The organism is Dyella sp. (genome assembly GCF_036568765.1).
In the GTDB taxonomy this organism is placed as follows: Bacteria; Pseudomonadota; Gammaproteobacteria; order Xanthomonadales; family Rhodanobacteraceae; genus GSA-30.
The window spans coordinates 26,633-52,076 of sequence record NZ_DATCRY010000017.1; the positions used below are offsets into that span (position 1 = coordinate 26,633).

17 protein-coding genes are annotated in these 25,444 nt (G+C 60.3%); 9 read left to right on the forward strand and 8 right to left on the reverse strand.

Annotated features, from left to right (window positions below; genetic code table 11):
• Positions 1–324: 324 nt before the first annotated feature.
• Positions 325–1,563, reverse strand: coding sequence for an MFS transporter (locus VIM98_RS01055; protein WP_331991257.1), 1,239 nt, complete (start codon positions 1,561–1,563; stop codon positions 325–327).
• A gap of 90 nt (positions 1,564–1,653) precedes the next feature.
• Between VIM98_RS01055 and VIM98_RS01060 the strand changes: the two genes are divergently transcribed.
• The 3 genes from VIM98_RS01060 to VIM98_RS01070 all read left to right on the forward strand — a co-directional run bounded on the left by VIM98_RS01060 (position 1,654) and on the right by VIM98_RS01070 (position 4,031).
• Positions 1,654–2,574: a LysR family transcriptional regulator gene (locus VIM98_RS01060; RefSeq protein WP_331991233.1), complete on the forward strand. Its 921-nt coding sequence runs from the start codon at positions 1,654–1,656 to the stop codon at positions 2,572–2,574.
• Positions 2,575–2,725: 151 nt separating this feature from the next.
• Positions 2,726–3,622 (forward strand): sulfotransferase, encoded by an 897-nt coding sequence (locus VIM98_RS01065; protein WP_331991234.1) that lies wholly within the window; start codon positions 2,726–2,728, stop codon positions 3,620–3,622.
• A gap of 76 nt (positions 3,623–3,698) precedes the next feature.
• A complete protein-coding gene (locus VIM98_RS01070) occupies positions 3,699–4,031 on the forward strand; it encodes a hypothetical protein (protein ID WP_331991235.1) in 333 nt (110 codons plus the stop codon).
• 231 nt (positions 4,032–4,262) lie between these two features.
• On the opposite strand, the gene VIM98_RS01075 is transcribed toward VIM98_RS01070, so the two are convergent.
• From VIM98_RS01075 to VIM98_RS01090, 4 genes are all read right to left on the reverse strand, one after another.
• Positions 4,263–4,835, reverse strand: a complete 573-nt coding sequence (locus tag VIM98_RS01075) for a hypothetical protein (RefSeq protein WP_331991236.1) — start codon at positions 4,833–4,835, stop codon at positions 4,263–4,265.
• An 87-nt stretch (positions 4,836–4,922) separates the two neighbouring features.
• Positions 4,923–7,616 carry a pyruvate dehydrogenase (acetyl-transferring), homodimeric type gene (gene aceE, locus VIM98_RS01080; protein ID WP_331991237.1) on the reverse strand — a complete coding sequence of 898 codons (2,694 nt, stop codon included), beginning with the start codon at positions 7,614–7,616 and terminating at the stop codon, positions 4,923–4,925.
• 208 nt (positions 7,617–7,824) lie between these two features.
• The gene (locus VIM98_RS01085; protein WP_331991238.1) at positions 7,825–9,423 is read right to left on the reverse strand and encodes an RICIN domain-containing protein; all 1,599 of its coding nucleotides are present in this window, start codon (positions 9,421–9,423) and stop codon (positions 7,825–7,827) included.
• A gap of 590 nt (positions 9,424–10,013) precedes the next feature.
• On the reverse strand, positions 10,014–12,305 hold the full coding sequence (locus VIM98_RS01090; protein ID WP_331991239.1) for an NADP-dependent malic enzyme: 2,292 nt from the start codon (positions 12,303–12,305) through the stop codon (positions 10,014–10,016).
• An 812-nt stretch (positions 12,306–13,117) separates the two neighbouring features.
• On the opposite strand from VIM98_RS01090, the gene VIM98_RS01095 reads away from it, so the two are divergent.
• The gene (locus VIM98_RS01095) at positions 13,118–13,627 is read left to right on the forward strand and encodes a DUF2165 domain-containing protein (protein ID WP_331991240.1); all 510 of its coding nucleotides are present in this window, start codon (positions 13,118–13,120) and stop codon (positions 13,625–13,627) included.
• Positions 13,628–13,768: 141 nt separating this feature from the next.
• Here VIM98_RS01095 and VIM98_RS01100 read toward each other — a convergent pair whose 3' ends face one another.
• The 3 genes from VIM98_RS01100 to rsgA form a co-directional block, all read right to left on the reverse strand.
• Complete coding sequence (locus tag VIM98_RS01100) at positions 13,769–14,188, reverse strand: hypothetical protein (protein ID WP_331991241.1); 420 nt, start codon at positions 14,186–14,188, stop codon at positions 13,769–13,771.
• Positions 14,189–14,974: 786 nt separating this feature from the next.
• Complete coding sequence (locus VIM98_RS01105) at positions 14,975–16,246, reverse strand: flavohemoglobin expression-modulating QEGLA motif protein (protein ID WP_331991242.1); 1,272 nt, start codon at positions 16,244–16,246, stop codon at positions 14,975–14,977.
• Between the two features lie 149 nt (positions 16,247–16,395).
• Positions 16,396–17,451, reverse strand: a complete 1,056-nt coding sequence (gene rsgA / locus VIM98_RS01110) for a ribosome small subunit-dependent GTPase A (protein WP_331991243.1) — start codon at positions 17,449–17,451, stop codon at positions 16,396–16,398.
• A 166-nt stretch (positions 17,452–17,617) separates the two neighbouring features.
• Here rsgA and VIM98_RS01115 point away from each other — a divergent pair, with 166 nt between their 5' ends.
• The 5 genes from VIM98_RS01115 (at position 17,618) to VIM98_RS01135 (ending at position 25,337) form a co-directional block, all read left to right on the forward strand.
• Positions 17,618–18,865 carry an aminotransferase class I/II-fold pyridoxal phosphate-dependent enzyme gene (locus tag VIM98_RS01115; RefSeq protein WP_331991244.1) on the forward strand — a complete coding sequence of 416 codons (1,248 nt, stop codon included), beginning with the start codon at positions 17,618–17,620 and terminating at the stop codon, positions 18,863–18,865.
• Between the two features lie 8 nt (positions 18,866–18,873).
• A complete protein-coding gene (locus VIM98_RS01120) occupies positions 18,874–19,473 on the forward strand; it encodes an SGNH/GDSL hydrolase family protein (protein ID WP_331991245.1) in 600 nt (199 codons plus the stop codon).
• Between the two features lie 250 nt (positions 19,474–19,723).
• Positions 19,724–20,581 carry a UDP-2,3-diacylglucosamine diphosphatase gene (locus VIM98_RS01125; RefSeq protein ID WP_331991246.1) on the forward strand — a complete coding sequence of 286 codons (858 nt, stop codon included), beginning with the start codon at positions 19,724–19,726 and terminating at the stop codon, positions 20,579–20,581.
• A 218-nt stretch (positions 20,582–20,799) separates the two neighbouring features.
• Positions 20,800–21,723, forward strand: a complete 924-nt coding sequence (gene grxD, locus VIM98_RS01130) for a Grx4 family monothiol glutaredoxin (RefSeq protein WP_331991247.1) — start codon at positions 20,800–20,802, stop codon at positions 21,721–21,723.
• A 542-nt stretch (positions 21,724–22,265) separates the two neighbouring features.
• Positions 22,266–25,337, forward strand: coding sequence for a TonB-dependent receptor (locus tag VIM98_RS01135; protein ID WP_331991248.1), 3,072 nt, complete (start codon positions 22,266–22,268; stop codon positions 25,335–25,337).
• The last annotated feature ends 107 nt before the right edge of the window (positions 25,338–25,444 follow it).

Sequence of the window (25,444 nt, forward strand, 5' to 3'; positions counted from 1 at the left end):
TCGCTGAAAGCTGTAGAAAAGGCCCGGCATGGCCGGGCTTTTTTGGGATTTCAGGCAACCTCGAATAGCCGGCTCTTCTGTGGGAGCGACTTCAGGGAACGTCTAAAAACCTCTCAATCGCCCAAATATAGCGAAAGCGGATCCTATCGTTGTAGGAGCGACTTCAGTCGCGACAAGGACTTGCGATAAGGCACGATCGTCGCGACGAAAGTCGCTCCCACAGAAGAGCCAGTTTTTAGAGGTTCCCTAAAGTCACTCCCACATGACTAGCAAGCGCCAGGTAACAACTTGGCGCCGCGCTCCAAACCCGCACACCGGACGCTCTTACAGCTCCTGGCCAACCGTGTGGGCAGGCATCCGCGTTTGCGCGGCATGACGTACGCGATCCAAACGCACGCTCCACAGAGCTACAAACAAACCCAGCACGGTGACCAGCGCAGCAGCCCACGTCACAGCCCCAAAACCCGGGCCGCGATCGATTACCGCACCACCCAGCCACGCACCCAGGGCATTGCCGAGATTAAACGCGGCAATATTGAAGCTCGATGCAAGATTCTGCCCAGCACCTTCGGCTTTTTGCAGTACACGCAATTGCAGCGGCGATACCGTAGCGAACGCGGCAACACCGAGCAGGCCGGCGAATACGATCGCTGCGGGCTTGCTGTGCAAGGCGAAGGTCATTGCGGCCAACACCAAGGCCAGGGCCACCAGCGACCCAAGCAACGTCGACACCAGGCGACGATCGGCCAGGCGTCCACCCAACAGGTTACCTACGATCAAGCCGACGCCGAACACCAGCAAGATCGGCGAGACCGCTCCTTCGCTGAAACCGGTGACACGAGTCAGCAGCGGCTGGATATAAGTGAACACGGTAAACACGCCGGCAAAACCCAGCACAGTCATCAGCAGGCCGAGCAGCACCTGCGGACGAGCGATAGCACGTAGTTCATCGGCAAAAGCGATGCGCTCACGCGAACCGTGATCGGCCGGCACCAGCGCCGCAATGATCAGCGTCGCCAGTACACCGATACCGGCTACCGCCCAGAAGGTCGCACGCCACCCTAAATGCAGGCCAAGCCAGGCACCTGCCGGCACGCCGAGCAAGGTGGCCACCGTCAATCCGGTAAACATGATCGAAATCGCCGATGCCTTGCGATCGGCCGGCACCATGCCGGTGGCGACTACCGATCCGATGCCGAAAAAGGTGCCATGCGCAAGCGAGGTCAGCACGCGCGCAGCCATCAGCAACTCGTAGTTCGGTGCCAGCGCGCAGGCCAGGTTGCCAAGCGTAAAGATGATCATCAGCGCCACCAGCGCGGCCTTGCGCGGCATGCGGCTGGTCGCCACGGTCAACAGCGGTGCGCCGACAAAAACACCTAGCGCGTAGCCCGAAATCAACAGGCCCGCAGCGGCGATGCTGACATGTAGATCGCCGGCAACCTGCAAGAGCAGGCCCATGATGACGAACTCGGTCGTGCCAATGCCGAACGCCCCGGCAGTCAGCGAGTACAGGCCCCATGGGATACCGGAGCGGGAGGGTTGAGCCGATGCCATGCCGGCAATTCCTTAGAGAAGATGCGGCAGCTTAGGAATCGGCATATTCTTCAACAACTATCAAACTGGATAATCAGTTTCAAATATTTTTTGATAATCATGGACCGCATCGACGATATCCTTCTATTTATCAAGGTGTTGGACACAGGCTCCATCAGCGCCGCAGCCCGTAGCCTGGATCTTTCCATTGCCGTGGCCAGCCAGCGCATCAAACGGCTTGAGCGCGATCTAGGCGTGCGTCTATTGCATCGGACCACCCGACAGCTGCACGCCACGCCCGAAGGCACGCTGCTGGCGGAACAGGGCCGCACGCTGATCGAAGATCTCGATGCGCTAACCTCCAACCTGCGCGACGCCAGCCACGGCGTCAGCGGTACCTTGCGCGTGACGATGTCGGCCACGTTTGGCCGTCTATATGTATCGCCGTTGCTACCGCAATTTCTTGAAAGACACCCCGCGATAAAAGTCAGCGTGCACCTGACCGACCAGATGGTGGATCTGATCGGCTCCGGCCTGGATCTGGCGATCCGCATCGGGCAGCTGACCGATTCCAACCTGGTCGCACGGCGAATCGCTTCCAATCGCCGGGTACTGTGCGCATCGCCGGCCTATCTGAAAAAGTACGGCACGCCCCGTCATCCCGGCGAACTGGCGCAGCATGCGTGCCTGGTGCAGTTTGGCGGCCAGGGCCGTCATGACACCTGGGAATTGCGCGACAGCCAGGGCGAAACCCACACGGTACGTGTCGATGGCCGAGTCGAAACCAATTTCGGCGAACTGCTGCGCGATGCGGCTGTGGCCGGGATGGGCATCGCCACCCATTCGCTTTGGCATATCCATGACGACCTGCGCGCGGGCCGGCTGCGCACGGTGATGCCCGACTACACGCTGCCCGATTCGGGCATTCATGCAGTGACCCCTCAGAGGCGGCTGGTCCCCCAGCGGGTAACGGCGTTTGTGGATTTCCTGGTTGAGCACCTCGCGTCGGTGCCTCCGTGGAAAGAAGAAGCTGCGGCTTAAGTCGGGAAAGCAGGCTCGACCGTGTCGAAGTGTAAAGTCGGGCCTCCTGTTACGTCCGGCGTCAACCTTTCACGAACCTGACACGTTTGTCCCCGGAACCCGCTTTCGCGGGTGGTTTATCAGTCCGCCAAGGGGGAGCGAACGTCAGGCCATGCGCCGTATTTTCGTTATTGGATGCCCGCGCTCCGGTACGACGGTCGTCCAAGCCATGTTGGCCCGTCATCCCGAAGTGTTCACCTTGCCGGAAACCGGCTTTTTCATGCGCCTGATCGGCGGCATGAACTATCGCTGGGGCGACAGCGACGCCAAGGCGCCGCGTCGCCGGTTGGCACGCCGGCTCGGACTCGCTCGCCGATACGGACGAAGTCAGTTCCGCGATCTCCAACACAGCCTGATACCGAACGGCCCGGTCCGGGTGCCGTGGAGCGAAGCGGCCTGTGCCGGACGCTTTCTCGCGCTGCTCGATCGGTTGGCGACGGAGCAGGGTTGCTCGACATGGCTGGAGAAAACCCCCGCGCACTTGCTTTATCTGGACGAGATCGAGCGCTATTCGCCGGATGCCCGTTTCGTGCACGTGATCCGTCCCGGTATCGACGTGCTCGCCTCGCTGGTCGACGCGAATCTGCGCTACGACGCCAGCAACGCCTTCGGCGGCGATCTGGCGCGCTGGGCTTTACGCTGGAACCGCGCGGCCGAGATTCATCGCGCGCATATCGGCCTGCCGCGACACCATTTTGTCTTTCTGGAAGATCTCGCCCGCGATCCCGACGGGCAATGGGCTCGGTTGTGCCGCTTTCTGGAATTGCCGGTCGACGCAGCTATCGATGCTGCCTGCCGCCAGGTCATCAGCCATCCGGAACTGGAACCCTGGAAGCATGCGGCGCTCAGCGGGCAACCGCGCCTTGCCGCAAGCAAGGTCAACGATGTGTTTGGCCCGCGCCTACGCGAATGGCTGGCACGCAAGCTGGTCTCTTACGAGGCGCTTCACGCAGCAGGTGGCGACGTCCCCGCACCGACTGTGCGGCGCACCCGCTCTGCGCCTGCCTGAACGACGGCACGGGTTGTTTACGCCTCGCTCACGGCAGCACTGGCAATTTTTCAGAACGATTCTGGAGGAGGCCGCCATGAGCAGACAGCGCGATATACAGGACAGCATCAACGGCATTGGCGAGCGCGTCAGCGAACGCGTGCGTCACTATGCCGACGAAGCGGCCGAACGGGCCGGCTCGCTGACCGAGCGCGGCCAGCGCCTGCGCGAGCGCTTCGGGCAGCGGCAGGGTCAGTATGGCCGGCGCATTGCACATGCGGCCGAGGACCTGGCCGATGAGGCGAACTATCAGTATCGCCGGCTGCGCAGGCAGGTGAAGCGGCACCCGACGGCCACAGTGGCGATCGTTGCCGGCACCGTGGGAGCTTTTTTGTTGCTGCGGCATATCTTTCGCAGCGACGACGATTGATGTCAACGAGAGTTATTGAGCAAAAAAGCCCGCCGATTGGCGGGCTTTTTTGTGCAAATGAAATTGATGCTAACGCGTTGTAGGGCCGCCCCTCACCCCGACCCTCTCCCCCGGCAAAACCAGGGGAGAGGGAGCCGACTGGGGCAGGTCTCATGGTTTCGCACTTGCGTGGACAGCTCCCTCTCCCCCGGCGCTGGGGTGGGGCTGCGCGCGGCACAAAAAAAAACGCCACTACGACACGGACTTCTCCAATTCGACCGGATCCAAGAGTTGCACCGGCCTGCTGCGAGCCATGCCGCCAAGATGCCTCCTGACTAGATCGCGCAATGCATCGGATGGCTCAAGCCGATCTCGGCCAACTATCTGAAAGAAATTCGCCAGCACCATGTATGGCGTGCCGAGCAAGCCAAATGGAAACCCCCACCAGCCCAGCAGAAGGCAAAACCCCGCTGCCTTGAAATTTTCCCGATTTCCGCATTTGTGGCAGCACAGATGCTTTTCCGTTTTAAAGCGCGTGAATACTAATGCTGACCATACCCAATGCGAACTACGCAATTCGACAATGCCGCGATGCCGACGGCAACGCGGACAAGCTCCATTACGCAAAGCCATGGCATGGGCATGAACCTTTTCATCAGTCATGTCGACGGTTTCGAGGTACGGCAGACTGACACCGCGCTCCGTCAGCAACTCGCGAATCGCAGCGCGCGCGTCATCGGTAAGCTCATTCTTCGCAAGTCGGTCAAGCAAGACCTGGCTTTCCGTCCTGCAGAAATTCCGCAGGTAGTCTTCCTTCGAATACATTGCGCTTCCCCCTGTGGATGGCTCCAGCAGCATCCGCCAAGAAAAAGCCCGCCTTGCGGCGGGCCTTCTTTCCCAAAAGCGATCCTATCAAACCGTCAACGGATTCGGCTTTTCCGGATCGAGCTTGTACGTCTTGATCGCACGCGCGACATCCTTCGCGTTGACCTTGCCATCCTTCGCCAGCGCCGCCAGCGCCGCATGGGCAATCCAGTAACGATCGACCTCGAAGAAACCACGCAGATGGTCACGGGTATCCGAACGACCGTAACCGTCCGTACCCAGCACCGTGTAGCGCATGCCATCGGGCATGAACGCGCGGATCTGATCGGCGTATTCGCGTACGTAGTCGGTCGCGGCGATCGCCGGACCTTGATGACCCTGCAGCAGGCCGGTGACGTACGGCACGCGCTGCTCGGCTTCCGGATGCAGGCGGTTCCAGCGTTCGGCGTCGAAGCCTTCGCGACGCACTTCGCTGAAGCTCGGCACCGACCAGATGTCGGCGGTGACGCCGAAATCCTTCTCCAGCAATTCGGCCGCCGCGATCACTTCGCGCAGGATCGTACCCGAGCCCAGAAGCTGCACGCGCGGCTCGCCCTTCTTCGGCTTGCCGCCATCCTTGAACAGGTACATGCCCTTGATGATGCCTTCCTCGACGTCCTGCGGCAGATCGGGATGGCTGTAATTCTCGTTCATCACGGTGATGTAGTAGTACACGTCTTCCTGCTCTTCGAGCATGCGACGCGTACCGTCCTGCAGGATCACAGCCACTTCATAAGAGAACGTCGGGTCATACGACTTCACGTTCGGAATGGATCCGGACAGCAGGTGCGAATGGCCGTCCTCGTGCTGCAGGCCCTCACCGTTGAGCGTGGTGCGACCCGACGTACCGCCGATCAGGAAGCCGCGCGCACGCATGTCGCCAGCCGCCCACGCCAAATCGCCGATACGCTGGAAACCGAACATCGAGTAGTAGATGAAGAATGGCAGCATCGGCTGGTTGCTGATGCTGTAGCTGCTGGCTGCGGCCATCCAGGAAGCCATGCCACCGGCCTCGGAAATACCTTGCTGCAGCACCTGGCCCTTCTGATCCTCGCGGTAATACAACAGCTGGTCGGCATCCTGCGGACGGTACTTCTGACCGAACGGCGCGTAGATACCGATCTGGCGGAACATGCCCTCCATACCGAAGGTACGCGCCTCGTCGGCGACGATCGGCACAATACGCTCGCCGATCTGCTTGTCGCGCAGCATGAGGTTCATGCCGCGCACCAGCGCCATCGTGGTGGAGATTTCGCGGTCGCCCGTGCCCTTGGTAATCTGCTCGAAGGCCGGCAGTTCCGGAGCCTTGAGCTTGACGTCGGCATGACGGCGACGCTGCGGCAGCGCTCCGCCGAGCTGGCGGCGACGCTCGAGCATGTACTGCACTTCCGGCGAATCTTTGCCCGGGTGAAAGTACGGCACGTCGGCCAGCTTGTCGTCCGGCACCGGAATATTGAAACGGTCGCGGAAATGACGCACGGCCTCCGCGTCCAGCTTTTTCTGCTGATGCGTCGGGTTCTGCGATTCGCCGGCCGCACCCATGCCGTAACCCTTGACCGTCTTGGCCAGGATCACCGTGGGCATGCCCTTGGTGTTCACTGCCGCGTGATAAGCCGCATAGACCTTGTGCGGATCGTGACCGCCGCGGTTCAGGCGCCAGATATCGTCATCGGACAGGTTGGCGACCAACGCGGCCGTTTCCGGATACTTATTGAAGAAGTGCTCGCGCGTGTAAGCGCCGCCGAAGGCCTTGCATGCCTGATACTCACCATCGACGGTTTCCATCATCAGCTTGCGCAGCACGCCCTTGGAATCGCGCGCCAGAAGTGGATCCCAGTAGCTGCCCCAGATCAACTTGATGGCGTTCCAGCCGGCACCGCGGAAGACGCCTTCGAGTTCCTGGATGATCTTGCCGTTGCCGCGCACCGGACCGTCCAGGCGCTGCAGGTTGCAGTTGATCACGAAGATCAGGTTGTCCAGCCCTTCGCGGCCGGCCAGCGAGATGGCGCCGAGCGACTCCGGCTCGTCCGTCTCGCCGTCACCCAGGAAGCACCACACCTTGCGGTCGCTCTTGGGGATCAGGCCACGATGCTCCAGATACTTCCAGAACTGTGCCTGGTAGATCGCCTGGATGGGCCCCAGGCCCATGGACACCGTCGGCACCTGCCAGTAGTCGGGCATCAGCCAGGGGTGCGGGTAGGAGGACAGGCCACGGCCCTTGCCGACCACTTCCATGCGGAACAGATCGAGCTGCTCTTCGCTCAGGCGGCCTTCGAGGAACGAGCGCGCATACACGCCCGGGCTGGAATGGCCCTGGTGGAACACCAGGTCGCCCGGATGCTCGGCGCTGGGTGCGCGCCAGAAATGGTTGAAACCGACGTCGTACAACGTGGCCGACGAGGCGAAACTGGCGATATGGCCGCCCAGCTCGCCCGGCTTGCGGTTGGCGCGTACTACCATCGCCATCGCGTTCCAGCGGATCAGCGTGCGGATACGCCATTCCAGCGCCGCATCGCCAGGGCTCTTGGCCTCGGTATTGGGCGAGATGGTGTTGATGTATTCAGTGGTTGGATCGAACGGCAGGTAGCCGCCTGCACGACGGGTCGAATCGACCATGCGCTCCAGGAGGTAGTGCGCTCGTTCGGTGCCGTCATGGCTGATCACCGCGTTGAGCGATTCGATCCATTCCTGAGTTTCGGTGGGGTCGAGGTCCTGGTGCAGGATGTCGTCGAGCTGATCCATGGGGATGCGTATCTCCGCGGCGCCGAAGGGGCCGGGCCGCTATAGGTGAATCGCCTGCGCGAAGAAGGCGGGGAACTGTCTGAGTTTAGCTCCGATGCGGCGCCGCGCCAATTCATAACTGCCAATACGCAAGCGCATTGCTGCGTTGCAGCAATGCGCTTGCGAGTCGCGAGATATACCTCTCCCCAGCCGGCCTTACAGAGGCCTGTCAGGGCATCAGAGATTGGCGCAACGCCGTTATCTTCCAGGTCTGGTCCGGCCCCACCGCTTTGAAGCGTAACCAATCCTCAGGAATGGGCGGCTGATTGCCGGTGAGAACCGGCACGAAAACACCCGGCACCGGCTGCGACGGATAGTTGGACCAGGGGATCAACAAATCGTGGAACGGATTCTTCGGGAGATCCTGATACCTGTCCTTGTCCTCGGTACGTACATCGACCAATCCGCCTGGACTGACGTGTAAACGCCAATCGTCGGCAGCGCCGTTGTACAACGAATAAATCCTGTCTGCGCGCCACTCCCAGTGCTGATCGTTATTGAGGGTGCAGCGCGCCGTGATGACTTGATGCCCTCCCGGCGACAAACCGCTCGGCAGCATCTGCATACATTGACCCGAGCCGCGATTGATGTAGCGCCCTTCGCCATCGAAACGCCATTGCGCATGCTTCTCGTCGAGGAACGTCGGGCGTCCGGTGTCTGGACAAGTACGCAGGACGACATTGCCGCCATCGTCCCAAAGGCAGCCGCCATTGTCCTTTTCCGATCGAATGAACACGGCCGTTTCGCGAGTCAGATAAGCCGACCCCAGATCGACGGTCAGACCGGCGGCAGCCTGATATCGGCTATCGGGGGTGACTTCTACCTTGGAGCCGTCGTACTTTGCATTTTCGATCGTCGACTGAGCATCCAGGGAAATCGTTCCCTGATAAGCCGCGTCGAACTCCCATATGGCAAACGTTTGCGGCGAAGCCGCGCGCATGGTCGGCGTAACGCGTTCGATCGTCGGCTTCTTGCCGAAATATTCCTTGTTGCCAAAAATAGCCGGCGCCAGCTCTATGCTCCATTGAGCCGCCACACCTCCGCTTGCCGGCTGAGACGACGAGATCAGGAAATAATCCTTGACACTGAAGGCGATGGCTTTCTCTTCCTTGTATGTCCGCGAAAAATCAAAGCGGAACTTCAGTTTCGTCGACGCGTCAGGCACCCTCCCTTGCAAGCCACCGCTTATTTCGCGCGAAATATTGAAGCCATAGGTTGTTTCTTTGACGCGCGTATCGCTGATATTGATATCTGTGCGGTTATCCGACAGAGGGAATTGCTCCACTAAACTCGGCGCAATAGTCGCATCCGCCGATCTGAAGTTCTGACTGAGCTTATAGCGATAAGGAACAGTCAGCGTGCCTCCGGAGAGGCCGTTATCGTGGGGAATCATGTTGTAACTCGACTTGGCTACAACAACGAACTTGTCTTTGCTCGTCGTGGAATCACGAATTACCGTCATATTGAGCGTCGCGGAGCTGCCGTTTCCGCTCGACGCATATCTGGTTTCGGAAAGATCCATCCGTGGCAATGCATGGCGCTCCCCGATATCCGCATCGGCGCGGTTGTCATGCTCTGACCCGCCCCTGGAAACACCGCGAGGAGCCTCTTGGCGCTTGCCCATTATTTCATGAACATCGCTCACCAACTGGCGAGCCGCCACATGCACGTCATGCGAAGCACTCGGAATATCGAGAGAAAACACGCGCCACTGGTTTCCGGTTCGGACGTATACCGCAGCGGCAGCATTCGAGGCAAAGCCAAACACATTCGAGACAGCACGCAATGCCGATTCGTTCGACCCTACACCCAATACGAGCACCGGGATATGCGCATCGAACATGGCCTTCACTTGCTGCCGATTGCCAGCATCGCTGAGTGCCTCCGCCCACACCCACCCCATGTCGTGACCGCTATTCGTACGCTCGACGTGGGAAAGCCGGGCCAGTTGAGCACCGGCTTGCAAAACCCCTGAACTCAAAACATCCGGGAGGGCGTCGAGGAGCGCGCTGCCTACCTGGTCGTGCAACGCCCAACCGGGCAATGGTCGATTGAACTGTGGCGCACTAGCCGATGACGCTATCGAAGAAAAGCAGAGTACGCATCCAATAGCCGTGGAAAGCTTCCACATACTGAGACTTCCATGAAGTAATCGAAGAAGTCAGCAGAATAGGCTGTCATATGGCGTTGAGCTGTAGCGCTATCTCTATGTAAGCATCCTACAAATCCGACGGTGTGCATCAGCGATAACGTCAGACCCGCGTCGCCAACCACAAAGGACGACTCAAAAAAGAGCCGTGTCAAAATGTGGCGGCGTACAGCGATAACCGAGGGCGCACGCCCTCGGCTCGATCTCCATCAACGGCGGCTTTCGCTTTGTGCCGCGCGAATCTGCGCATCGACCGCGGCGATTGCGGTCATGTTGACCACGCGGCGAGGCGTCGAGGCTGGCGTGAGGATATGCGCAGCTTTATCCACGCCCATCAGGATCGGACCGATCGCCACACCATCGGTCATCACCCTAACCATGTTGTAAGCGATGTTGGCGGCATCGAGATTAGGCATCACGAACAAATTGGCGCGACCGGAAAGCGTGCTGTTAGGGAAAATCAGGCTGCGCACATTCTGGTCCCAGGCGCTGTCTGCCTGCATCTCGCCATCCACTTCCAGCTTGGGCAGCCGCTGGCGCAGGATCTGGTAGACCTTGCGCATCTTGGCAGCACTGGGATTGTCGTGACTGCCGAAGTTCGAGTGCGACAGCAATGCTACCTTCGGCTCGATACCGAACAGCTTGAGGCGATAACTCGCCTGCATCGTCGCCTCGGCAATCTGCTCGGCCGTCGGATCGATCTGCACATGCGTATCGAGGAAGAACCAGGCGCCCTTGTCGTTGATCACGCCGGTCATCGCCGAAGTGCAGCTGACGCCCGGATCCAACCCGAACACGCTGCGCATATAACCCAGTTTCTTGTGATAGCGCCCGACCAGGCCGCAGATCATGGCATCGGCTTCGCCGCGCTGAACCATGATCGAGGCGATCAAGGACGGACGCGAACGCACCAGGTTTTTTGCCGCCGCCGGGGAAACGCCGCGACGCTCGGTCATGGCATGGTATTGCTGCCAATAGTCGTTGAAACGCGGATCGTCGTTGATATTGGTCAGCTCGAAATCCACGCCCTCGCGCATGCGCAGGCCCAGACGCTTGATGCGGGTCTCGATAACATCCGGACGACCGATCAGGATCGGAAAAGCAAGCTTCTCGTCGATCACCGTCTGCACGGCACGCAGCACGGTTTCTTCCTCGCCTTCGGCGTAGACCACACGCTTGCGGTCGGCACGGGCGCGTTCGTACACCGGCTTCATGATCAAGCCGGTGCGGTAAATGAACTGGTCGAGTTTCTCGACATAGCCTTCCATGTCCACGATCGGACGGGTGGCCACACCCGAATCCATCGCTGCGCGGGCAATCGCCGGTGCCAACATGACCAGCAGGCGCGGATCGAAAGGACGCGGAATCAGGTAATCCGCGCCGAAGGTCGGCACATCGCCGCCGTAGGCGCCTGCCAGATCGCCGGCCTCCATGCGCGCCAGCTCGGCGATGGCGCGCACGCACGCCAGCTTCATCGCCTCGTTGATGACGGTTGCGCCGACATCGAGCGCACCGCGGAACAGGTACGGGAAGCACAGCGCATTGTTGACTTGATTCGGATAATCCGACCTGCCCGTGGCGATGATGCAATCCGGGCGCACCTTCTTGGCATCCTCAGGGAGGATTTCCGGCGACGGATTCGCCAGCGCCAGGATGATCGGGCGCTCGGCCATGCTCGCGACCATTTCCGGCTTGAGGATGCCGCCCGCGGATAGGCCCAGGAAGATATCCGCGCCTTCGACAATCTCCGCCAGCGTGCGCTTGCCGGTATCGCGCGCATAGCGCTGCTTATCCGGGTCCATATTATCGCGACCCGTGTAGAGCACACCGTCGCGGTCGAAACCGAGGATGTTCTCCGGCTTCAGGCCCAGCGCCACCAGCATGTCCAGGCAGGCAATGCCGGCCGCGCCGACGCCGGTCGTGGCAAGCTTGACGTCGCTGATCTTCTTTCCAACCACTTCCAGCGCATTGACCACCGCTGCGCCGACGATAATCGCAGTGCCGTGCTGGTCATCGTGGAATACAGGTATCTTCATGCGCTCGCGCAGCTTGCGCTCGACGATGAAGCACTCCGGTGCCTTGATGTCTTCCAGATTGATGCCGCCGAAGGTCGGCTCCAGGCTGGCAATGATGTCGACGAGCTTGTCCGGGTCTTTTTCGTCGATCTCGATGTCGAACACATCGATGCCAGCGAATTTCTGGAACAGCACCCCCTTGCCTTCCATCACCGGTTTACCGGCGAGCGGACCGATATTGCCTAGGCCGAGTACCGCCGTACCGTTGGTGATCACCGCGACAAGATTGCCGCGCGCGGTCAGCTCGCTGGCCTGCTGCGGGTCTTCCACGATGGCCTCGCAGGCATACGCCACACCAGGCGAATACGCCAGCGACAGGTCGCGCTGGGTAACCATGGGCTTGGTCGCGGTGACTTTGATTTTGCCTGGGCGCGGAAGGCGGTGGTACTCGAGTGCTGCCTGCCTGAAATCCTCGGGAATGGCCATGAATGTCCAGCTATGAAGAGAAAAAAGAAGGAGCGACGGCAATCGCCGTCAGACGAGACATCTTAGCACCCCAGCCGTCCACCTAGCCCGAAAGTAGCATCCGCTTTAGCGCCACCCCAGGCGCTATTGACCGACTCACTTTTATTGCAATGCATCATGGCCATGCATTGTGCACAAGACAGTCTTGTGCCATCGGAAAGCTACTTGGCAAGCGAACTCTTACGAAATATCGCGCTGATAAGACCCACCCGATTAATCGGCAAGGGACCACATGCATTTGGCATGCGTGCCCTCTAACCTCTCAGGCGCCACGACACGCCGGCACCGGCATTCCTTGAACATGGAAAAATCCTGATGGAACAGGTAATCGCAGTTAGATTCGAATCGCTACCCAGGCCCACCACCGGAAACGGCTGACCGTTTGCCTGGCCGGATTGCTCGCTGCGGTCGCCACCCGACGACATCGCCATAGCCACTGCGATCGATACATGTCATTCGACGGCAGTTACCGATACAAGGCCCGGCCCATTGCAAGACGACTCCCCATTGCATGCTCGGCAACGATCAAGCTGTCCACTCTTTCCCGAGCAACGGCGCAGGCGCGCCTCCGGTTGGGCTGCATCGATAACATATTTTCTGCCGTTTCGCCCGGGACTTTGCCATACGGCCTTGAAGACAACGTAAAGATCTTACTCTTCCGCAGGGCAACTTCAGTCGCGACGCAGACTTAGGGTGAGGCACAATCCGCACGATCGAAGGGAGTCTCCCACCGCTTCGCGCCGAGCTACGCCATTCTCCAGGACCAAGACACCATGACGACCCGCACCGCCAAGATCCTGCTACCGCTCATGCTGGCGGCGTTCGCCTTCAGCGCCGCACTCAACAACATCGTCGATTACGGTTCGAATTTCCTCTTCGTGCAGCATGTCCTGTCAATGGACACGACTTTCCCCGGTAACGCACTGATGAACCGGGCGATACCCCACCCCATCGCGTGGCATGTCGGCTACGGGATCATCATCGCCATCGAAAGCCTTGCCTGCCTGCTATGGCTTGGCGGCGCCATCGCCTTGTGGCGAGCACGTAAGAAGGATAGCGCCCGTTTCAACGAAGCCAAGCGCCTGGTCATCGCCGGATGCGTCACGGGTTTCATGCTGTGGTTCTTCGGCTTCATGGTGATCGGCGGCGAATGGTTTCTTATGTGGCAATCGAAGACCTGGAACGGGCAGAACGCCGCCTTCATGTTCTACATGGCCGTCCTCGGCGTCCTGGTTTTCGTCGCCCAGCCGGAGGCCGACCTGCGGGCAATGACTCAGAGCTGACCCAAGCGGGGTGAGGCGAGGAGACAACGCAGCCTTCAAGGACGAGACCGCACCCGCTTATGGAAACGCCGACTATTTACGTCGATCACTACGCTAGACAGTCCCCGTATCACTGTTTATATCGATCAGTTTAAATTTATACTACCATGGCTCAACATATTGGAAATTATTTTCAACGTAGACCACCATACCTCCATCATCAAGATAGACAAAAAAATGTACAGATCGCTTCTTTGTCGATAAAGAAGGATCCCAAGCATCATACACCCTGGAAAAATCAGACTCTTGGACACCAGAAATCAAGTGTGGTAATTGAAAAAAACCGTGCCCGCGCTCCGAGTAGACTTCGTAACTCATCCCCTTCTTCTTCAAAAAATCTAGAAAAGTAGCCTCTGTTACAGGCAATCGGAAACTTGGAGCATACATCTGATCAAATGTCTTCTCTCCCTCATAACCTCTAAAGGAGTTCAACTCCTTCGCACTAGAGACCTGCGCGTCCACGGAATGCGAAAAGAAAGCCAACGCAAGTAAAATAGGAGTAATTGTTTCGAATTTTTTCATTTATCCAACCCACCCAAGCTGTAAGGACCGCCCTTCGGATTGCCAGTTAGAGGGTCTATTATTTGTTCGGATTTACCGTCTCCTCCTTGATTTCCCGTGGGAATCACATGATCAGCCCCCCCAAAAAACTCATCCTGATGCGGAGGACCTTGACCCGTCAGCGACCAATAAACGGTATTTGCATACATATTCGAATTATTACTCTGCCCTTGATATGGCAAGCTTAAATCATTTATATAGCTACTCAGCGATCTAGCCTGAGAAAGAACATCAGATATACTCTACGACAATCGATCCAACGCCGCTGAACGGTCCGCAGTTCGCCAAAAGGGTTTTCACCCAGGGGCTGGATGTCCTCGCTTACCTTGATGCGCTTCTGGAACTCGCTTTCAGGTGTCACTGCAGCAGATTGCGACCACGCATGCGTCCAGACCGAACTCAAGACAAGCGCGCACCATACCAAGCGCATTCCGCGCCGGTTCCCTAGCCACATAAATTGTCCCCTAATCCGTTAAACCCAGACATTGCGTCAAGGTTTTGCGAAAGCTAACGCCAGGAAACTGCCAATACAAGCGGCAAGTTCTTGCGAGACTCACTCCTACCGCAATAGGACACGCTTTCTCGATAATCCGAATCATTGAGAAGTGTTTTTAAAGCTCCCTGAAATCACTCCAACAAACTAAGGAATGCTCCTCGTTCCGGCAAAAGAAACCACCCCGCAAGTGCTGGAGGCCCCAATCATGTCCATGATCTGCAAACCCACGAGAAATCGCAGCCAGTCTTAAATTACACGCCCACCGAAAGCGTCTCCGCATCCACCTTCGACATCCGCACATGATTGATGAACAGCGAGAACGCCAACTTTCCGGCTAGTCCGTGCACATGCTGCATCCACGGCGGCAGCCAACGGGGGGCGACGATGGCACCAGAGGCGAAGTAAGGCTCCAGGCTCATGACGTCGTGCAAGGCCAATTTGCCGGCGAACAGATGGCGCAGCAGATCCATGCGCCGCTGCTTCAGAGCCCAACGGAAGAAGGTATGCACGGCCAACAGGCCAGACAGATACACGTTGTCCTTGGCAAAGGCCGCGCCGCCGGTAAGCGGTACGCCACGAAACACGCGTTGCGCGGAATGAAAGCTGTCAGCCGGCGTCTGTCCGCAGTCCTTGAAGTACTTGTAGACCTCGACGAAGTCAGCGCCGTTGAGCGCCATATCGATGGCGATGATGCGCAAGCTGATGCGCTTCAGGCGCGAGATGTCGATCGCGCCGGCCATCAGCTCGGCAAATACCGCAAGACCTTCCTGCGTTGCCGTCACACGCGGCGATGTACGTGCCAGCGAAGCGAGCAGTGGCTGCGCCCGGCCGTTGAGGGCGGTAAGCGAATGCACGAAGGCCTCGTGGGCCAGCAGCTGATGCCGGTCGTATTCGCTGAAGCGTGTGCCACCGCGCAGGCGCACACGTGTGGCACCGGCCGCGGCCTTCGCGGTCAATTCGCTGTCGACCTCTACGCTGATCACACCTGCACCGAAGAATTCGTCGAGCACGCGTGCCAGGTCGGTGCGCAGAGCTTCGGCGGAGATATTCGCGCCTATATCGTCGTCTTCCAGGTCGGCACCGAGTTCGTCGGCCAATTCGACAAAGTAATGTGCAGCATCGAGGTTGCTTCGGCTACTCCCGGGAATCGAGTCTCCAGGTCGGCCGTACAGGGCAATCGACGGCGCGGTCACACCGTCGGTTCCCACGGCTTCGAGCATTTCAGCGGCAATTCGCCAGGATTCGGCGGTGCGCTTGAGGTATTCGCCGAGGGGGTCGTCGTCGCCCGCCTCGCGCTCGATGGCCGCAAGCTCTGCGCGGGCCTCGGCCAAATCGGGACGCTGATATTGCACCTCAGGGAGCGTATAGCGCCCCTTCGCATAGCCCTCGATCATGCGGTCTTCCAACGAGGCCGGCCATGCCACCGTCGGCAGGATGCGAATACCGCGGACCGCACCGAGCAGGCGATGATCGAGATCCGCGTAACGCTGCAATTCGGGAACGACTTGAGGCTGCGCGCTCATTTTACGCTCCTGCGATGCGGCTCGATCCGCATCGAATACCCCATCCTCGGCGAGACCGCTCGCCGGTACCTACCTCTGCCGAGAGAGGACAAACGCTGCTTGGCAACCATTCGGCGATACTATTCCCAAAATCCCTGGATAACGAGGGGCTATTCTCGTTCACGCGAACCACGTGGCGAATGCGGTCGTGCCGGCGGGCGGCCGCCGCGTTGGCGGCGCAGTCGTGCCTCGAGCGTGGCGGCCTGCTCTTCGCGCTCGTCGCGCAGCTTGAGGTAATTGCGCCAGCGTTCGGCCGATAATTCTCCGCGATCCAGTGCCGCCTGCACCGCACAACCCGGCTCGCTGCCATGACCGCAATCGGCAAAGCGGCAACCTTCGGCCAGCGCTTCGATGTCGGCAAACAGATCGAGATTTTCATCGCCAGTCAGCTTCAGCTCGCGCATGCCTGGCGTGTCGATCAGGCAACCGCCGCTGGGCAATTCAAGCAATGCGCGATGCGTGGTGGTATGACGGCCGCGGCTATCGTGTTCGCGCACCGCGCCCGTGGCCATACGTTCGCTGCCAAGCAACGTATTGGTGAGGGTCGACTTGCCCGCGCCTGACGATCCCACCAGCACCGCGCTATCGCCCGGCTTGAGGTACGGCAACAGCAATGCCACGCTGGCTGGATCCTTGCCGTTGATCGCATGCACCGGCGTGCCCGGGGGCAGGCGTTCGCGCAAGGCCGCCATGACCGCGTCGGCATCCTCACGTGTATCGAGTTTACTCAGCAGCACCACTGGCTGTGCACCGGAACCCTCGGTCAGCGACAGATAGCGTTCGATCCGCGCGGGATTGAAATCGCCATCGAGACCGGTCAATACCAGTACGTAATCGATATTCGCGGCGATGATCTGGCGCTCGTAGCGCTCGCCTGCCGCTGCCCTGGACAGCAAGGTACGCCGCGGGAGCACCTTGACGATATGCGGCGGACGTCCTTCTTCCAACTCCACAAAGTCACCAACCGACGGCCGTTCGGCCGGATCGAGTCCACGCTTGAGGAAGTACCCTGCCGGCTGCGCACCGAACAGGTTGCTGCCGTCGTGCAACTCATAGCCAGCGCGATGCTGCGCCACCACGCGTGCCAGTCGTCGTCCATCGCCCGGCAGCGTGTCGCCACGCCAGCCGATCCGGCGCAGGCGCTCGATCGCTTGGGAGTCAGTCATGGGGGAGCATTATGCCTGCGGGTCGCCGGGAGTGGCTGTTTTTTGGCCGTCAGCGGTAAGGCAGCGTATAGGTGAGGACGGAGGAGATAGTTCCCGGCTCCCCCAGGACGCTCAACGCTGCTAGCATCCAAAGCGCAAACGAGAATCCTGCCAAAGGACCCAAGCAGTGGCTTCGATCAAACCCAGCGCCCACCTGGCGGAGGTGCGCTATGAAATCCGCGGCGCGCTGACTCGGCGTTCGCGCGAACTGGAAGCGGCGGGGCTGCCGATCATCAAGCTCAATATCGGCAACCCCGGACGTTACGGTTTTGAAACACCCGCGCATCTGCGCGAGGCGATTGCCGCGCATCTGCGCGACAGCGAAGCCTACGGCCATGAACAAGGCCAGGAGGAAGCCCGTGAGGCCATCGTGCACCAACAGTGCGCTCGCGGTGCGCGCGGCGTGGATATGGAACGCGTATTCGTCGGCAACGGCGTCAGCGAACTGATCGACCTCGGCCTGCGCGCCCTGCTGCAACCCGGCGACGAAGTGCTGCTGCCCAGCCCGGACTATCCGCTGTGGAGCGCCGCGACCATCCTTAATGACGGCAAGCCGCGCTACTATCGGTGCCAGGCCGAAAACGGCCACCTGCCCGACCCGGCCGAGATCGAATCGCTGGTTACGCCACGCACGCGCGCGTTGGTATTGATCAATCCGAACAATCCCTCCGGCGCGGTCTATCCGCGCGAATTGCTGGAGCAAATCGTCGCGATCGCCGCACGGCATGGGCTGTTGCTTTTCAGCGACGAGATCTACGACGAGATTCTCTACGACCGTACGGTCTTCCAGCCACTGGCCGAAGTGGCCGGCGATATTCCGTGTGTGAGCTTCGGCGGTTTGTCCAAAGTGCACCGCGCATGCGGTTATCGCGTAGGCTGGATGAGTCTTTCCGGCGACCCGAGTCGCAGCGCGGACTATCGCGACGCCCTGCAGCTCCTTGCAGCCCTACGCCTATGCGCCAACGTCACGGCGCAGTGGGCGGTGCGGCCGGCGCTGGAGAGCGCGCCGACCATCGGCGCGCTGACCGCACCCGGCGGTCGTTTGCATGAAGCAAGGCGTGCCGTGCTCGAAGGCGTGGCGGCAAGCGAGTTTCTCGACCTGGTCGCACCGGCAGGGGCGTTATATGCGTTCCCGCGCGTTCGCGCCGATCGCCTGGCCGATTTCGACGACAACGCTTTCGCGTTGCGGCTGCTGGAAGAAGAATCGGTGCTGGTGGTACCGGGCAGCAGCTTCAACGTGCCGCATAGCCGGCACCTGCGCCTGACCTTGCTGCCGCCGCCGGATCAGTTGCGTGAGGTGTTCGTGCGCATCGAGCGAGTGCTGTCACGCATGGCCGCCGAGCAAGCGCCGCGTACAGCTGCCGCGGTAGCCTGAAGTACCGCATGCGTTATCTGGCGTTGGGCGATTCGTACACGATTGGCGAGGGCGTACCCGAAACGGGACGCTGGCCGGCACAACTGTGCACCTGCTTGCGGACGCAAGGTTTTCGATTCGACGATCCGCAGATCGTCGCGACGACCGGCTGGGCGACCGACGAACTCGCTGCGGCGATCGACGCCGCGGCGCTGGTGCCGACTTACGATCTGGTCAGCCTGCTGATTGGTGTCAACAACCAGTACCGCGGTCGCGGTATCGACAATTACCGGGTCGAGTTCGAGCAACTGTTGCTACGGACCATCGAACTGGCCGGCCATCGGCCGCAGCGCGTTTTTGTGCTGTCTATTCCCGATTGGGGCGTTACCGCGTTCGGTCGGGAATCGGGACGCGATCTCGAGCGCATCGCCCGCGAGATCGATGCGTTCAATATGACCGCGCAGCAATGTTGCGCCGAACGGGGCGTGACCTGGGTCGATGTAACGGGGCTGTCGCGCGCCCATCCGAGTGAAGTGGTCGAGGATGGACTGCATCCTTCGGCGCAACAGTATGCGCGCTGGACCGAGGCGGCGATGTCTGCGGCAAAGCAGGCTCTCGCAAAGATGTGATCGCTCGGCCGCAGCTGGCCGCCCCCTACCCCAGCCCTTTCCCCCGGCAAAGCCCCGGGAGAGACAGCCTGGCTGAGGGAAGTTGCGGCCCTTCGCACTTGCCTAACCTGCTCCCAGGGTTTGCCGCCGGAGGCTGCAGTGAACAGGCAGCCGTGATGCGTCGCAACAGCTCTGCAACCTTCCCGCCATCGCACGGAGACGTGATTCGGGCAGTCTGGCATCCCGGGTAAACCACCGGGAGTCGAGCGCCATGATCACCTATCGCTGCCGCGCCGCCTTTATTTCCGACGTTCACTTGGGCACGCCCGATTGCAAGGCGGGCTACCTGCTCGATTTCCTGCGCAGTCTGCGCTGCGAGAAGCTTTATCTCGTCGGCGACATCGTCGATATGGAAGCCCTTGGCAAGCGCATGTGGTGGCACGCCGATCACAGTGCGGTGCTGGCGGAAATCTTCGACATGGCGCGTCGTGGCGTCGACGTTACCTATATCCCCGGCAACCATGATGCGCCTATGCGTGGCTTGGCCGGCCAGACCTTCGGCGGGGTCAAGATCGCCCTGGATGCCGTCCACGAGGGTGCCGATGGCCGCCGCTACCGGGTCAGCCATGGCGACGAATTCGACCCCGAGCAGGTCGGCCGGACCTGGCTGGTCCATCTGGGCGAGGTCATGCATCGCTTTATCTGTTGGACCAATCGCCGCGTACATAAGATGCGACAGCGGATGGAACTGCCTTACCTGCCGCTATCGATCATCATCAAATCGCATATCGGCAAGGCGCTGGACTACATCCGCTCCTACGAGGCGCGCGTTGCGGCCGACGCGCGCGAGCGGGGTTTCGATGGGCATATCTGCGGACACATCCATTTCGGTCATGTGCGGGCGATCGACGGAGTGCTGTATCTCAACGACGGCGACTGGGTCGAGCACTGCACTGCCCTGGTCGAGGACGACACCGGCGCGATGGAACTGCTGCACTGGAGCGAGCAGCCAGCGGCCCTGGGGCGGGCCAGCCGCGAGCTAGTCCTACCCTCGCCCGCCGCCGCGCTGGCCCTTGCCCCGTTGGCAAGGCGGTACCGGGATTTGTCGGAGTTGCGACCGGCGGCGTGACAAAAGGGGGGAGGGACGAGTAGCGAGGGCGCAAGTCCGCACGACTGGCGCCAGGCTGTAAACCTGCGATAGCGCCGTCGTATAGCAAAAGCTCGTAGCAGTGCTCATCTGTGCGCCCTCGCTACTCACCCCTTGTCCCTAAATAGCCTTGCAATGGGCGCCTCGTGCCCATATGAGGAGTATCATCCTCTTTTCAGCCCAACTTGCCGGAAGCCCCCATGTCCCTCGACACCGCCACCCGCGCCCGCATCGAAACCCTGCTCAAAGACCACCGCGTGGTGTTGTTCATGAAGGGCACTCGCCAACAGCCGATGTGCGGCTTCTCGGCTGCGGCGACCAATACCCTCAATGAGCTGCTGCCCGATTACCACACGGTCAATGTGCTGGAGGATCCGGAGATCCGCGAGGGCATCAAGGCTTACGGCGACTGGCCGACGATTCCGCAACTTTACGTAGAAGGCGAACTGGTCGGTGGTGCCGACATCATTCGGCAAATGTACGGCAGCGGCGAGCTGCATCAGCTGTTTGGCGCAACACCGCCGGACCGCACTCCGCCGGAAATCACGATTACCGATAAGGCCGCCGAGGCGATCCGCCAGGGCACGGCCAGCGCGCAGGGTGTGGCGCTGCACTTGGAGATCGGCCCCGACCATAGCGCCGGCTTCCAGCTGGCGCCGGCCGGCGACCACGACATTGTGGTGACGTCCAACGGTATCGAGGTGCATTTCGATCCCGGCAGTGCGCAGCGCGCCAAGGGCATCGTAATCGATTGGGTTTCCACCGTGCAGGGGGAGGGCCTGAGCCTGAAATTCCCAGGTGCACAGACCATCGGCTCGATCACCGTGCAAGAACTCAAGCAACGGCTGGCCGAAGGCAGCATCACCTTGATCGATGTGCGCCCGGCCCATGGGCTCGCCGCGGCGGCGGCGCTGCCACAGGCGCGTGTGCTGGAAGAGGAAGGCTACGAAGCACTGGCTGCCCTGCCGAAGGACACGCCACTGGCTTTTATCTGCCACCACGGTATTTCCAGCCAGGGCGTAGCCGAACGATTCGCAGCTCACGGTTTCAGCCAGGTGCACAACGTCGAAGGCGGCATGGACGCCTGGTCTCGTGAGATCGATCCTACCGTTCCACGCTACTGAGCCCGGCTGCCTTTCCGTCAGCTCAAGGAAAGCCCGCCACACGGCGGGCTTTTTCATTTGCCTACCTTGGCGCCCGCCTTTTGTTCACTATTGGTTAATAAATCGCATAAACAGACCGCAAGCTAATGCGCCACCTCTTAACCAAGCGCGTAATTAATTGCTGTTAATCGAACCTTATTGCGGCACTCGTTTACAAAACAGCACTAAATCCCGCATCACACCCACAAATCGGTCGCATGTCGTTCAAAAATTTGCGACGCAAGAAAAGTGCCAACGGGCCTTTTCGACAAGTTTTTGTCGTCGTTATAACCGTTGCGTAACTTTTCCACGCATCGTAGTGTCGAATCCGCGCCAGAACTTTCGATTTTGGGGACAAGTCCGCTGGCGCAGGGGAGTCTTCTTTCAATGCCGAGCTTTTCCCGTTACCGCAGCGCGAGCTGAGGTGGCGCGGATGAGTGCGGAAAAACAAAAACTTGCAGCTTTTGGGGAGGCCAGGTCGCACAGGCCTGAGCTGACCACTCTAAATTTCGGAGGGTGAGTCGATGCAGTTTCGTAATGGTTTTCCAATCAAGCGCCAAGCGATCGCCTTTGCGGTGACGCTCGCGCTCGGCGCGTCGGCGGGTACCGCCATCGCACAAAGTAATGCTACCGGCTCGATTTTCGGTACGGCCGAAGCCGGCGATACCGTTCATATCGAAAGCATCGGCACCGGTTTGAAGCGTGACATCACCGTCGATTCCAGCGGCCGTTATCGCGCTGCTTCGCTGCCCATCGGTACCTACAAGGTATCCTTGGTCAAGAATGGCTCGACGGTATCCTCACGCGACAACGTGCAGACCCAGATCAGCCAGGGTACCGAGGTCTCGTTCGCCGCAGAAGCCAGCACGGCCAATGCGCAGAATCTGTCTGCGGTGCAGGTCGTCGGCAATGCGCTGCCCTCGATCGACGTTTCGTCGGTCGACTCGCGCGCCGTGATCAACGCCGACCAGCTGGCCAAGCTGCCGATCGCCCGCACCTCGATCAGCTCGGTCGCGCTGCTGGCTCCCGGTACCACGCCGGCAGCACGCGGCTACGGCAATGCACTCTCCTTCGGCGGTTCGTCCGCCTCGGAAAACGCCTACTACATCAACGGCTTTTCCGTCACCAATCCGCTGACCGGCGTGAGCTCGCGCCAGTTGCCGTATGACGCGATCGATCAGGAGCAGGTGCTGATCGGCGGTTACGGTGCTGAATACGGTCGCTCAACCGGCGGCGTGATCAACGTGGTGACCAAGCGCGGTACCAACGAATGGAAGGGTGATTTCCAGGTGTTGTGGGCACCGGATAGCCTCGCCCAGACGCCGCGTAATGTGTTCCGTCGCAATGGCACGCAGTACCAGATTGGCAACGCGTTCGCTCCGCAGGATAACGAGAGCCTGCAGTACTCCGGCTCGATCGGTGGCGCACTGATCAAGGACAAGCTGTTCTTCTTCGGCGCAGCGGACATGATCCACTCCACCGACAAGTTCTACACCCCGTCGGCCGGCGCGCCGCCGACCAATTCGGTGCAGAACGACAGCAACAAAATTACGCGTTGGTTGACCAAGTTCGACTGGAACATCACTGACAACAACATCATCGAATTCACCGCCCTCGGCGACGATGAAACCACCGATTCGTCGATCTATGGTTACAACTACGGTACCGGTCAGGTGGGTAGCTACCTCGGTCACCAGTACACCAAGAACTACAACGGCACCCAAACCAACGGCACGCCCGGCGGTAACGTGTATGTAGGCCATTACACCGGCTACATCACCGACGACCTGACCATCAATGCGATGTACGGCAAGAGCAACGCCAAGCACGAGCAGGACGTTACGTCTGCAGCAGGCGGCACAGCTTGCCCGTCGATCGCCGACAACCGTGCTATCGCAGCGACCGACCCGGCACCGAGCTGCCAGTTCGGCAATGCAACCGTATTGGCCCCCGGCTCGAAGGACAGCACCACCGGCTGGAGCTTCAACGTCGAATATCGCCTGGGCAGCCATGACCTGCGCGCTGGTATGGACAACTATCAGCTGCGCGCGACCTGGGGCAGTTCTCCGGTCGGCGGCACCCAGTGGCGCTACAACGACCTGGGCGATGGTTCGGCCATCCAGCAGCGTTTGATCAATCTCGGCCTCGACCCGGGCCTGTACAACCCCGCCGACTTCGCCAATGGCTATTACGTCGAGTCGACCGGCTTGACCACCGGCACCTCGGCGCGCACGGCTCAGCGTTCGGAATTCGCCGAAGATCATTGGCAGATCACCGATCGCTGGCTGGCATACATCGGTCTGCGCAACGAGCAGTTCACCAACTACAACGGTGTCGGCCAGGCCTATGCCAAGGAGCGTAACCAGCTGGATCCGCGCCTGGGCATCGTGTGGGACGTGTATGGCGACAGCACCTTGAAGGTGTACGCCAACGCCGGTCGCTATCACCTGGGTCTGCCGACCTCGGTGGCCGTCCGAGGCGCCGGTCCGTCGACCTTCCCGACCGTGTACTACAGCTTCACCGGCATCGATCCGGTCACCGGTATACCGACTGGCTTGAGCACGGGCGCGCCGTACTCCGGCCTGTTCTATGCCAATGGTGAGAATGGTGTACCGCCGGATGCCAAGACGGTGTCGGCGCAGAACCTGAAAACGTACTACCAGGACGAATACATCCTGGGTGCTGACAAGCAGCTGACCCCGGAATGGACTGTCGGCGTCAAGGCGATGTACCGCAAGCTGCGCAGCCTGATCGACGACGATTGCGATTCGCGTCCGCTGATCGCCTGGGGCGATGCAAACGGCCTGGGTCAGCAGGTCCGTGACGGTATCGCGCGTAGTACCGGTTGCTGGCTGTACAACCCGGGTGTGGCCAACACCTTTACGCTGTCGCCGGCTGCCGGCCAGTATCTGAGCGTGCCGCTCACAGCTGCCCAGATCGGCGAGCCGAAGGCCAAGCGTTCGTACTATATGCTCGACCTCTACGCGGAACATCAGTTCAGCGAAAAGTGGTACGGCCGCATCGAGTACACCTTCTCGCGCAGCTACGGTAACTCGGAAGGTCAGCTCGACTCCGATATCGTGCAGGCCGACGTGTCCACCACGGAAAGCTGGGATTCGCCTGAGCTGATGGAGAACACCAACGGTCCGTTGGCGAACGACCAGAAGCACCAGTTGCGCATCCTGGGCACGTACAAGCCGACTGAGGAGTGGAGTTTCTCGACCGTAACGCGTATTGCCTCGGGCTACCCGATCAGCTGTATCGGTGCACGCCCGCAGGCCTTCGGTGGCGACGCCGTGGGCTACGGCGCGGCATACTTCTACTGCAATGGCCAGCCCGCTCCTCGCGGTTCCTATGGTCGTACGCCGTGGACGTACACGATCGACGTGAGCGCGGCATGGCAGCCGGCCTTCTTCGATCATAAGGTCACCCTGTCTGCCGACGTATTCAACCTGCTCGGCAAGCAGCGCGTCACGCAGTACTTCGAATCCTGCGAAAATGCTTCGGGCGTGACCAGCATCGACTGCTTCCGTCCGCGTTCGTACCAGGATCCGCGTTACGTCCGCCTCGGCGCGCGTTACGACTTTAGCCTGTAAAGCGTTCGACATCGCAGCCACCTGGAACGGTGGCTGCGATGGGCACTCCCCAAACCTTGGCCGCCGGACCTCCGGCGGCCTTTTCTTTGGAGAAAGTCTTTACTTAC